Source organism: Clavibacter quasicaliforniensis, from assembly GCF_051201715.1.
Lineage (GTDB): Bacteria > Actinomycetota > Actinomycetes > Actinomycetales > Microbacteriaceae > Clavibacter > Clavibacter seminis.
Genome location: NZ_CP139624.1, coordinates 799766 through 811212 on the forward strand (window position 1 = coordinate 799766; position 11447 = coordinate 811212).

Annotated in this window: 9 protein-coding genes; all 9 read left to right on the forward strand. The window is 72.9% G+C overall.

What is annotated here, in order from left to right:
- Positions 1–280: 280 nt before the first annotated feature.
- The 9 genes from NL142_RS03940 (at position 281) to NL142_RS03980 (ending at position 11340) form a co-directional block, all read left to right on the forward strand.
- Positions 281–2251, forward strand: a complete 1971-nt coding sequence (locus NL142_RS03940) for a glycoside hydrolase family 127 protein (protein WP_435081053.1) — start codon at positions 281–283, stop codon at positions 2249–2251.
- 149 nt (positions 2252–2400) lie between these two features.
- On the forward strand, positions 2401–4083 hold the full coding sequence (locus tag NL142_RS03945; protein ID WP_435081054.1) for an ABC transporter substrate-binding protein: 1683 nt from the start codon (positions 2401–2403) through the stop codon (positions 4081–4083).
- Between the two features lie 3 nt (positions 4084–4086).
- Positions 4087–5049 carry an ABC transporter permease gene (locus tag NL142_RS03950; protein WP_435081055.1) on the forward strand — a complete coding sequence of 321 codons (963 nt, stop codon included), beginning with the start codon at positions 4087–4089 and terminating at the stop codon, positions 5047–5049.
- Positions 5046–6038, forward strand: coding sequence for an ABC transporter permease (locus NL142_RS03955; RefSeq protein WP_435081056.1), 993 nt, complete (start codon positions 5046–5048; stop codon positions 6036–6038). The genes NL142_RS03950 and NL142_RS03955 overlap by 4 nt, the downstream gene beginning before the upstream one ends.
- On the forward strand, positions 6035–6901 hold the full coding sequence (locus NL142_RS03960) for an ABC transporter ATP-binding protein (RefSeq protein WP_435081057.1): 867 nt from the start codon (positions 6035–6037) through the stop codon (positions 6899–6901). Before NL142_RS03955 ends, NL142_RS03960 begins: the two co-directional genes overlap by 4 nt.
- The gene (locus NL142_RS03965; protein WP_435081058.1) at positions 6898–7836 is read left to right on the forward strand and encodes an ATP-binding cassette domain-containing protein; all 939 of its coding nucleotides are present in this window, start codon (positions 6898–6900) and stop codon (positions 7834–7836) included. The genes NL142_RS03960 and NL142_RS03965 overlap by 4 nt, the downstream gene beginning before the upstream one ends.
- Positions 7833–9140 carry an alpha/beta fold hydrolase gene (locus tag NL142_RS03970; protein WP_435081059.1) on the forward strand — a complete coding sequence of 436 codons (1308 nt, stop codon included), beginning with the start codon at positions 7833–7835 and terminating at the stop codon, positions 9138–9140. Before NL142_RS03965 ends, NL142_RS03970 begins: the two co-directional genes overlap by 4 nt.
- Positions 9137–10609, forward strand: a complete 1473-nt coding sequence (locus tag NL142_RS03975; protein ID WP_435081060.1) for an aminopeptidase P family protein — start codon at positions 9137–9139, stop codon at positions 10607–10609. Before NL142_RS03970 ends, NL142_RS03975 begins: the two co-directional genes overlap by 4 nt.
- 17 nt (positions 10610–10626) lie before the next feature.
- Positions 10627–11340, forward strand: a complete 714-nt coding sequence (locus tag NL142_RS03980) for a GntR family transcriptional regulator (RefSeq protein WP_194683219.1) — start codon at positions 10627–10629, stop codon at positions 11338–11340.
- Positions 11341–11447 lie beyond the last annotated feature (107 nt).

An 11447-nucleotide genomic window follows, 5' to 3' on the forward strand; every position in this document is an offset into this window, starting at 1 on the left:
TCACCCGAAGAGCTGTCGCCGTTGCCCACGATCGTACTGGTCCGGCCGTGCGCCCTCTGCGGGCTGTGGGGAGCGGGCGGGGCGTGGTATCGGTCGGGCCCGGCGACGGCCGCGCCATCGGGGCCGCATGTAAACAGCGTGTAACGGGAGGCCGCAAACGCTTCATCGGGATTGCCAACACCGTATGGCGTATTTGTAATATGTCACCTACCACCGGCTGCCCGAGGCCGGACGAGGGAGCGCCATGGCAGTGACCGGAGCAGATGCGGATGCTATCCGCGTGGGCGCACGTCGCGCCGCCGTCCTCCCCACCACCGGATCCCGGCGCCCGCTGGGCACCGGCGCCGTCGCCCTCGAGGGCGGCCTGCTCGCCGCCTGGCAGGAGCGCAACCGGGCCCGCACCATCCCCCACGCCATCGCCTCCATGGCCACGGCGGGCAACCTCGACGACCTCCGCGCGGCGGTCGACGGGCCGGGCGAGCGGCCCGTCCCGCGGTACCCGTTCCTCGACACCGACGTCTACAAGACCCTCGAGGGCGTGGCCTACGAGATCGGCCGGGGCACCGCGACAGCGGAGATGCGGGCCTTCGTCGACGAGGCGACGGATGTGCTCGAGCGCGTGCAGGCGGCCGACGGCTACATCGGCTCGTACGTGCAGCGGCCCGGATCCGACCGCGAGCCCTGGTCCGACCTCGCGTGGGGCCACGAGCTCTACAACCTCGGGCACCTGATCCAGGCCGCGGTCGCCGACTCCCGCCAGGGCGGCGACGGCCGTCTCCTCGCCGTGGCCCGCCGCTTCGCCGACGCCGCGGTCCGCGAGTTCGGCCCGGGCGCTCGCGCCGAGGTCTGCGGCCATCCCGAGGTCGAGATGGCGCTCGTCGAGCTGCACCGCGAGACGGGGGAGCGCTGCTACCTCGACCTCGCCTCCGCGTTCGTCGACCGGCGCGGGCACGGCACGGTGGCGACGCGGATCTTCCCGGCCGAGTACTTCCAGGACGCGCACCCCTTCCGCGAGATGCCGGCCGTCACGGGCCACGCCGTCCGCATGGCGTACCTCGCCGCGGGCGCCACGGACGTGGCGACGGAGACCGGCGACGCGGATCTGCTCGCCGCATCCGTCCGCCTGTTCGACGACGCGGTCCGCACCCGCCTCTACGTGACGGGCGGGCTCGGCAGCCGCCACTCCGACGAGGCCATCGGCGACGCGTACGAGCTGCCGAGCGAGCGGTCCTACAGCGAGACCTGCGCGGCCATCGCCGTGATGCAGTGGGCCTGGCGCCTCTTCCTCGCCACCGGCGAGCCCCGCTTCCTCGACACGCACGAGACCGTGCTCTTCAACGCCTACGCCGTGGGGCTCTCCGCCGACGGCACGGGCTTCTTCTACGACAACCCGCTCCAGCGCCGGCCCGACCACCACGCGCAGTCCGGCGCCGAGACCGAGGGCGAGCTGATGCGCCGCCCGTGGTTCACCTGCCCGTGCTGCCCGCCGAACATCGTGCGCTGGATGAGCGAGCTGCAGGACCACGTCGCGGTGCAGGACGGCGACGACCTCGTGATCGCCCACCCGGCCGCCTGCGTGATCCGCACCGACGCGCTCGACGTGCGCGTCACGACCGACTACCCGTGGGACGGCGCCGTGCGCGTGGAGGTGCTGCGCGCATCCGGCGCGGAGAGCGGCATCGTGATCCGCCGCCCGGGCTGGTGCCGCTCCGCGACCGCGGTCGTGCAGGGCGCCGACGGGTCCACCGTCGAGGTCGACGCGGAGGCCGGCGACCGGTGGATCCGCGCCACCCGCGCCTGGGCCGCCGGCGACGCGCTCCTGGTCGAGCTGGACATGCCGGTGCGCGCCCTCGGATCCCACCCGCACCTCGACGCCACCCGCGGGACCCTCGCGGTGGCGCGCGGGCCGATCGTGTTCGCCATCGAGCAGGAGGACGCCGGCGCACCCGTCGACGACCTGCTCCTCGACCCGGGCGAACTGGCGCAGGCACGGACCGTCCCGCTCCCGCTCGCCGCGCCGTGGGGCCCGGCGTCGGACGCCGCCGATCCCGCGTCGGGCGTCGCGGTCGCCGTGCGGCTCCGCCGCGCGCTGCCCGCTCCGGACGAGCTCTACCCCGAGGTCGTCCCCGGCACCACCGCACCCGCCGCGTCGGCCGACCCCGTCGACGCCGTGCTCGTGCCGTACGCCCTCTGGGGCAACCGGTCGCCCGCCGCCATGCGGGTCTGGATCCGCGCCGCCGACACCGGCTGAGCCGTCCCGCGCGCGCACGCCACCCGGGTCCACCCGATCCGGGGCGGTCGCGTGCACCTCCTCTTCCTCCCCATCCCTCCCATCGCACGACCCCGTCCGTCACTCCCCACCCGGCGCGCCCCGGCCGCCATCCACGAAACGAGAGTCCGATGAACAGACGAATCACCGCAGTAGGGCTGGCCGTCGCTGCCAGCCTCGCCCTCACGTCCTGCGCCGGCGCAGGCGGCGGCGCCGCAGCTGGCGGCGTCACCGGTCCCGCCGACACCGGCGGCACCATGCAGGTGCTCGCGAGCACGGACTTCTCGCACCTCGATCCGGAGATGGGCTACGACACCGGTGTCCAGGACCTCTACCGGCTGATCTACCGGACGCTCACCACCACGTCCGGCAAGGACGGCGCGACGATCGCGCCCGACCTCGCGACCGACACCGGCACGCCCAACGCCGACGCGACGGCGTGGACCTTCACGCTGAAGGACGGCCTCAAGTTCGAGGACGGTTCGCCCATCACGAGCCAGTCCGTGAAGTTCGGCGTGGAGCGCTCGTTCGACCCGGCGCTCGCCATCGGCACCCCGTACACGCGCCTCTACCTCGCAGGCGGCGACTCCTACAAGGGCCCGTACGAGTCCGGCGACCTGTCATCCATCGAGACGCCGGACGAGAAGACCATCGTCTTCCACCTCAACCGCTCCGTGCCGGAGTTCGCGAGCGTCGCGGCACAGAGCACCTTCACCCCGTTCCCGGTCGACAAGGACAGGGTGACGGTCACGAGCATGGACCAGCAGCCCATCGCCTCCGGTCCGTACCGGGTCACCGCGCGCACGGCAGGGTCCTCCCTCACCCTCGAGCGCAACCCCGAGTGGGACCAGGCGACCGACGACGTGCGCACCGCCAAGCCCGACAAGTGGCAGTTCACGGTCGGCCTCGACCAGGCGACCATCGACGAGCGCATGCTCGCCGGCCAGGGGGACGACAAGAACGCGATCGCCTACACGATCACCGCCGCCAGCGTGTCGCGCATCCAGACCCCGCAGATCAAGGCCCGCACCGTGACCGGCGACCAGGCGTGCACTACGTACCTGGGCCTCAACACGACCAAGCCCCACCTCAGCGACGTGCGCGTCCGGCAGGCGATCTCCTACGCGATCGACAAGAAGTCCCTCGCGGACGTCGCCGGCGGCCCCTCCATCGCGGAGCCCGCGTCCACGATGCTCACCCCTTCCATCCCCGGCCACAAGGACTTCGACCTCTACCCGAGCACCGACAGCGCGGGTGACGTCGACAAGGCGAAGGCGCTGCTCGCCGAGGCCGGCGTCCCCGATGGCTTCACGATGACCCTCGACGTTCGCAACCTGCCCACCGCGCAGAAGCAGGCCGAGGCGCTCCAGCAGTCGCTCGCGAAGGTGGGCATCACCGTCGAGTTCAACATCATCGACACGGCGACGTACTACGAGACCATCGGCACCCCCTCGCAGCAGCACGACGCCGCCGTCACCGGCTGGTGCCCGGACTGGCTGTCGCCCAGCACGGTGCTCCCGACGCTCTTCGACGGACGCCAGATCAGCGACAAGGGCAACAACGACCTCTCCCAGCTGGACGATGCCGCGGTCAACGCGAAGATCGACGAGGTCTCGGCCATGACCGACCTCGACGCGGCGAAGACCGCGTGGGGTGACCTCGACGAGCAGATCCAGCAGCTCGCTCCGACCGTGCCGCTGCTGTTCGCGCAGTCGGTGCTCGTCGTGGGCGAGAACGTGCGGAACGCCTACTCGAGCCCCGTCTTCGCGGGCGGGATCGACTACGCCACCATCGGCCTCCACACGGGGAAGTAATCGGTGACCGCCACCCTGCAGGGCGCCTCGGCGCCCGACTCGGCCCCCGCCTACCCGACGGGACGGCCGCCGGCCGTCACGCCGACGAAGCGCGTGGTCGCGGCCCTCCGGTCGAAGCCGTCCGTGATCCTCAGCACCGCGTTCGTGGTGATCGTCCTGGTGCTCGCGGTCTTCGCGCCGCTCCTGTCCGGGATCACCGGCTGGGGCCCCACGACCTTCGACGCCGACGCCGTGGATCCCGTCCTCGGCGGCCTGCCCATCGGCCCGTTCGGCGGTGTCAGCGCCTCGCACTGGTTCGGCGTCGAGCCGCAGAACGGCCGTGACCTGTTCGCCCGCATCGCGTACGGCGCCCGGGTGTCCCTGCTCATCGCGGTCTCCGCCACGGTCGTCACCACGACGATCGGAGTGGTCGCGGGCATGGTCGCCGGCTACTTCGGCGGGATCGTCGACCAGGTCGTGTCCCGGGTCATGGACTTCCTCATGGCATTCCCGGCGCTGATCTTCATGATCGCGATCCTGTCGGCCCTGCCCGCGGGCAACCGCCCGGCGCTGCTGGTCCTGGTGCTCAGCGTCTTCGGCTGGCCGTACACGGCGCGGATCGTGCGCGGCCAGACCATGACGATCCGCACGCGCGACTTCGTGGAGGCCGCCCGGGCGTCCGGCGCCTCGTCGATGGGCGTGATCTTCCGGGAGGTGCTGCCGAACCTGCGCGGCACCGTCATCGTGCTGGCCACGCTCGCGGTGCCGAGCTACATCGGCACCGAGGCGAGCCTGTCGTTCCTCGGCGTGGGCGTGCTGCCGCCGACGCCGTCGTGGGGCCAGATGATCGCCGACTCGGTTACCTGGTACACGGTGGACCCGGCGTACTTCATCGTGCCGGGTTCGTTCCTCTTCCTCACGGTGCTGGCGTTCACGGTCTTCGGCGACCACCTCCGCACCGCGCTCGAGCAGGGGGAGGCGGCATGATCGGCTATCTCCTCCGCCGCGCCGGATCCGCGCTGATCGTGCTCGCGCTCATCAGCCTGTTCACCTACATGATCTTCTTCCTGCTCCAACCGGACCCCGCCGTCACCATCTGCGGCAAGACCTGCACGCCGGACAAGATCGACTCCATCCGCCAGCTCCTCGGCCTCGACCGGCCGTTCTGGGCGCAGTACGGCGACTTCGTCACGGGGATCTTCACGGGCCGGTCATACGGCGACGGCTCGACGGCGATCCAGTGCGCCGCGCCGTGCCTGGGCTTCAGCTTCCAGACGCAGCAGCCCGTGCTCGACCTGATGCTGTCCCGCCTCCCCGTGAGCGTCACCATCGCGGTCGGTGCGGCCGTCCTCTGGGTGGTGTTCGGCGTGGCCGGCGGCCTCGTCAGCGCGATCAAGCAGGGCAGCGTGTGGGACCGGACCGCGATGGGGGCGGCGCTCACCGGGATCAGCGTGCCGATCACCTTCGCGGCGCTGCTCCTGCAGTACGTGCTCGTGGTGCAGCTGCAGATCCTGCCGTTCCCGCAGTCCGTCGCGTTCTCCGACGACCCCGTCCTGTGGTTCGAGTCGTACCTCATGCCGTGGCTGGTGCTCGCGCTCGGCTACGCGGCGATCTACGCGCGCATCGTGAGGGCGAACGTGATCGACACGCTGCAGGAGGACTACCTGCGGACGGCGCGCGCCAAGGGCCTGTCGGCGGCGCTCGTGATCCGCCGCCACGCCCTCCGGCCGTCGCTCACGCCCGTCGTGACGCTGTTCGGCATGGACTTCGCCGGGCTGCTCGGCGGAGCCGTGATCACCGAGTCCGTCTTCGGCCTCAACGGCGTCGGCAAGCTCGCCGCCGACTCCATCGCCAAGAACGACCAGCCCGTCATCATGGGCGTCACGCTCCTCGCCGCCACCTTCGTGGTCGTCGGGAACGTGGTCGTCGACGTGCTGTACACCGTGCTCGACCCCCGAGTGAGGATCACCTCGTGACCGCCACCGCACCGTACCAGCCGCCCGCCCGGGCCGTCCCGGGGACCCCGCTTCTCCAGGTCGAGCACCTCACCATCGCGTTCCCCACCTCCCGGGGGCCGGTGGAGGTGGTGAAGGACCTCTCCTTCCGCGTGGAGCCGGACAGCACCCTCGGCATCGTGGGGGAGTCCGGATCCGGCAAGTCGATGACCTCGCTCGCCGTGATGGGCCTCGTGCCGCGCGGCGGGAAGGTCACCGGCAGCATCAAGCTGGCGGGCGAGGAGCTCGTCGGCCGGAGCGACAGGGAGCTGCGGGCCATGCGGGGCGACCGCATGGCGATGGTCTTCCAGGATCCGCTCTCCTCGCTCAACCCCTACTACACGGTGGGGCTGCAGATCGAGGAGGCCTACCGGTCGCATCGCCCCGGCTCCCGGAAGGCCGTGCGGTCGACCGTGGTCGCGGCGCTCGACCGGGTCGGGATCAAGGAGGCCGCGACGCGCGTCGACCACTACCCGCACCAGTTCTCGGGCGGCATGCGGCAGCGCATCATGATCGCGATGGCGCTGTGCCTCGAGCCCGAGCTGCTCATCGCCGACGAGCCGACCACCGCGCTCGACGTGACGGTGCAGGCGCAGATCCTCGACCTGCTGCGCTCCATCCGCGCGGAGACGGGGATGGGCATGCTCGTCATCACCCACGACCTCGCCGTCGTGTCCTCCCTCGCCGACGAGGTGCTCGTCATGCAGGGCGGGCACCGCGTCGAGAGCGGCACCACCGAGCGCGTGTTCACCGCGCCGGAGGATCCGTACACGCACGCCCTGCTCGAGGCGATCCCCCGCATCGACGCCGCATACGACCGCCAGACGACGGGATCCGCCTCATGAGCCGCCACGACGCCTCCGCGCCCGCATCCACCCCGACCGCGCCCGCCGCGGCGACGCCCGAGCCGTTCCTGTCCGCGCGCGACCTCACGAAGGAGTACGTGACGCGCGGCGGTCGCGGGCTCCGACCGCCGGTGCGCCGCTTCCTCGCGGTCGACGGCGTGAGCCTCGACGTGCCGACCGGGCAGACGCTCTCCATCGTGGGCGAGTCCGGGTCCGGCAAGTCGACCACCGCGCGGATCATCGCGCACCTGCTCGACCCGACCTCCGGCACGTTCGCGCTCAAGGGCGAGGACATGACGCACGCGAAGGGCGCCGCCCTCCGCGAGTTCCGGCGGCAGGTGCAGGTGGTGTTCCAGGATCCGGCGTCGTCGCTCAACCCGCGGCACACGGTGGAGCAGATCATCAGCGCGCCGCTGCGATACCAGGGCATCACGACTCCCGGCGGCCACGGGCAGCTCGTGCGCGACCTGCTCGACCGCGTCGGCCTGAACCCGGATCACGCGCAGCGCTACCCGGCGCAGTTCTCGGGCGGGCAGTGCCAGCGCATCGGCATCGCACGGGCGCTCGCCGTGAGCCCCGGGCTCATCGTGTGCGACGAGGCGGTCTCCGCGCTCGACGTGACGGTGCAGGCGCGCGTCATCGCCCTGCTCCGCGACCTACAGCGCGAGCGCGGCCTCAGCTACGTCTTCATCGCGCATGACCTCGCGGTCGTGCGGCAGCTCTCCGACCGCGTCGCCGTGATGAGCTCGGGCAGGGTCGTGGAGGAGGGGACGCGCGACGACGTGTTCGAGCGCCCGCAGCACCCGTACACGCGCGCCCTGCTCGACGCCGTGCCGCGCATCGACCCCGAGTGGGACCGCAAGCGCCAGATGGCGCGCGCGGCGGCCGGGCTCGACACGACGGCCATCGAGACGGCGGGCGGGTCGGCCGCGTGATCGTCGGATCCGCGACCGTCCCCGGCGTCCACGTCACCGACCACGAGATCGAGGTCCCGCTCGACTGGGGCGCGGCGCGCGACGGCGAGCCCACCGCGACGATCACGGTGTTCGCCCGCGAGCTCGTCGCGCCCGACCGCCGCGGCGACGACCTGCCCGCGCTCCTCTACCTCCAGGGCGGCCCGGGCGGGAAGTCGCCGCGCGTGCTCGACGACGGCGGGTGGATCGGCCACGCCCTCCGCACGCACCGCGTCGTGCTCCTCGACCAGCGCGGCACCGGGCGGAGCACGCCCGTGACGGCGCGCACGATGCTCCGGTTCGGCGACGACCACGCGTCCGCCGCCCGGTACCTCGCTCTCTTCCGCGCCGACGCGATCGTGCAGGACGCCGAGGCGCTGCGGCAGCACCTCGAGGGCGGGCGCCGCTGGTCGACGCTCGGCCAGAGCTACGGCGGGTTCCTCACGCTCACGTACCTGTCGCTCGCGCCGGAGGCGCTGTCGGCCTGCTACGTGACGGGCGGCCTCGCGTCGCTCGACCCCGACGCCGAGGAGGTCTACCGCCGGACCTACCCGCGCACGGTCCGGAAGAACGCCGGCTACCACGCGCGCTACCCGGGCGACGTGGGGATCCTGTCCCGCCTCGCGGACCGGCTCCAGGTCGGCGACGTGACGCTGCCGGACGGCGACGTCCTCACCGTGAAGCGCCTGCAGACGATCGGCATCGACCTCGGCATGGCGCCCGGGCGCGAGCGGATCCACGCCCTCCTCGACGAGGCGCTCGACGAGCGCGGCGAGCCCACCGACGTGCTGCTCGCCGAGGTGCTGCGCCTCACCTCCTACGCGGCGAACCCGCTGTTCGCGGCGATGCAGGAGAGCATCTACGCGTCGGGGACCCGGCCCGCGACCGCGTGGGCCGCCGAGCGGGAGCGCGGCAGGCACCCGGCCTTCGCGCCGACCGCCCGGCCGCTGCTGCTCACCGGCGAGATGATGTACCCCTGGATGTTCGAGGAGATCCGACTGCTGCGCCCGTTCCGCGGCGCCGTGGAGGAGATGGCCCGCCGCGACGACTGGCCGGAGCTCTACGACCCGGCCCGCCTCGCCGCCAACGAGGTGCCGCTCGCCGCCGCGGTCTACCACGACGACATGTACGTGGACGCGGGCCTGCAGCAGGACACGGTCGCGCGCGTGGGGAACGCCCGCGCGTGGATCACGAACGAGCACGAGCACGACGGCCTCGGAGCGCCCGGCGTGCTCGGGCGGCTGATGGACACGATCGCCCGCGATGGAGGAGGCCTGCCCCGATGACCGACACGACTCACGACACGACGCCCGCCACGGACCCCGGGGCGCCGCGCGTCCCCTTCACCCCCGAGGAGCGCCGCCCGCCGCGCCTCGCGGAGCTACCCGCGTTCCAGGACCTCATGGCCGGCGGCTGGATCACGCCCGACCGCACGCCGACCACCGTGCCCGGTGCCGTCGAGGCGGCCGCCGCGCACCGCGCCCGGTTGAGCGACGCGATGCCCGGCGTCACCCTCGCGGTGGTGAGCGGGTACGCGCCCACGCGCAACGACGACTGCCGCTACGCGTTCCGCGCCGACAGCGACTTCGTGTGGCTCACCGGCGTGCAGATCGAGGGCGCGGTGCTCGTGATGCACGCGGTGCCGGGCGGCCACGACGCCGTCCTGCACGTGCCGGCGCCCGCGCACCCCGGGGATCCGCGCTTCTACTCCGACGCCGACCACGGCGAGCTCTGGGTCGGCCCCGCGCCCGCGCACGCCGACTGGCAGCGGGTGCTCGGGATCCCCGTGCGCGACCCAGGCCGCTTGGCGCCCGACCTCGCCGGCGTCCGCGACGTCCGCCGCGCGGGCGCCGTCACCGGCGTGCCGTCCGCGCTCGCCGACGTGCCGCGCGACGCGGCGCTCGTGGCGGTGCTCGGCGAGCTGCGCGTGATCAAGGACGCGTGGGAGATCGAGGAGCTGCGGCGCGCGGTCGACGACACGGTCGAGGGCTTCGCCGAGGTCGTGCGCGCGATCCCGCGGGCGCGCGCGCACGGCGGGGAGCGCTGGCTGCAGGGCACGTTCGACCGGCACGCGCGGACGGTCGGCAACGGCCCCGGCTACGCCACCATCGTGGGCGGCGGCGGGCACGCGACGACGCTGCACTGGGTGCGCTGCGACGGCCCGCTCCGCGACGGCGAGCTCGTGCTGCTCGACATGGGCGTGGAGGCGCGCAGCCTCTACACGGCCGACGTCACCCGCACGATCCCCGTCGACGGCACGTTCACGCCCGAGCAGCGGCTCGTGCACGACATCGTGGAGCGCAGCCACCGCGCGGGCCTCGAGGCCGTGGCACCCGGTCGGCCGCTCGTCGACTTCCACCACGCGTCCATGGAGGTCATCGCCCAGGGCCTGCACGACCTCGGGATCCTGCCGGTCTCGGTCGACGAGGCGCTCTCGCCCGCCGGGCAGCACCACCGGCGCTGGCTGGTGTGCGGGATCGGGCACCACCTCGGGCTCGACGTGCACGACTGCTCGGGCGCCGGGGTCGCGGGCTACGACCGCGCGGTCGAGCCGGGCATGGTGCTTACCGTGGAGCCCGGCCTCTACTTCGCGCCGGACGACGGGATGGTACCGCCGGAGCTGCGGGGCATCGGGGTGCGGATCGAAGACGATATCGTGGTGACGCAGACGGGGTCCGACGTGCTGTCGGATGCGCTGCCGATCGACGCACGGGGCCTGGAGTCCTGGATGCGGGAGCAGCGGTCCCCGTCCTGACACAGAGGAGGACCCGCGTGAGCCTCTCCGCACTGCGTCCCGCACCCCCGCGCGAGAGCCTGCGCGAGCACGTGCACCAGGCCCTGTCCGCGGCCATCGTCTCGGGCGAGCTGGAGCCGGGCACGCTCATCACCGTGCCCACGCTCGCGGTGCGCTTCGACGTCTCGGCCACGCCCGTCCGCGAGGCGGTGCTCGAGCTCGAGAAGCGCGGCTTCGTGGAGACGGTCCGCAACAAGGGCTTCCGCGTCACCGCCGTGAGCGACGAGGAGCTCGGCCACCTGGTGCAGGTGCGCCAGCTCCTCGAGGCGCCGGCCATGGAGCGGCTCGCCGGGCACCTGCCCGAGGGCGCGCTGCCCGGCCTCGAGGCGCTCGCCGACCGCATCGAGCAGGGCGCGCGCGAGGGCGACCTCCGTGCGTACCTCGAGGCCGACCAGGAGTTCCACCTCTCGCTGACGCGCATCCTCGGCAACCCCGTGCTCACGGAGGCCATCGCGGACCTCCGCTCGCGCACGCGCCTCGTCGGCCTCGCGTCGATGAAGGAGAGCTCCATGCTCGACGCGTCGGCGGCCGAGCACCACGAGCTGCTGCGGGCGCTGGTCGCCGGCGACGGACCCGGGTCGCACGAGGTGATGGTGCGGCACATCCGGCACGCCACCGGCTGGTGGGCGGGGCACGGGGAGGACGAGGCCGCGGGGGATGCGGACGCCTCCCGGGCCGATCACGACGCCTGATCCGCTCGGCGCCACGGCGCTTCCCCTGGAGGACGATGTGTGACATATTACTGTCACCGCCGTTCGCCACCCCGCCTCCCCCGAGGCGCATCCACCCGTGAGAGCAG

Excerpts from the sequence above, each read along its gene's own strand:
- NL142_RS03945 (WP_435081054.1), top strand. The coding sequence starts at position 2,401 with ATGAACAGACGAATCACCGCAGTAGGGCTGGCCGTCGCTGCCAGCCTC.
- NL142_RS03955 (WP_435081056.1), top strand. The coding sequence starts at position 5,046 with ATGATCGGCTATCTCCTCCGCCGCGCCGGATCCGCGCTGATCGTGCTC.
- NL142_RS03965 (WP_435081058.1), top strand. The coding sequence starts at position 6,898 with ATGAGCCGCCACGACGCCTCCGCGCCCGCATCCACCCCGACCGCGCCC.
- NL142_RS03975 (WP_435081060.1), top strand. The coding sequence starts at position 9,137 with ATGACCGACACGACTCACGACACGACGCCCGCCACGGACCCCGGGGCG.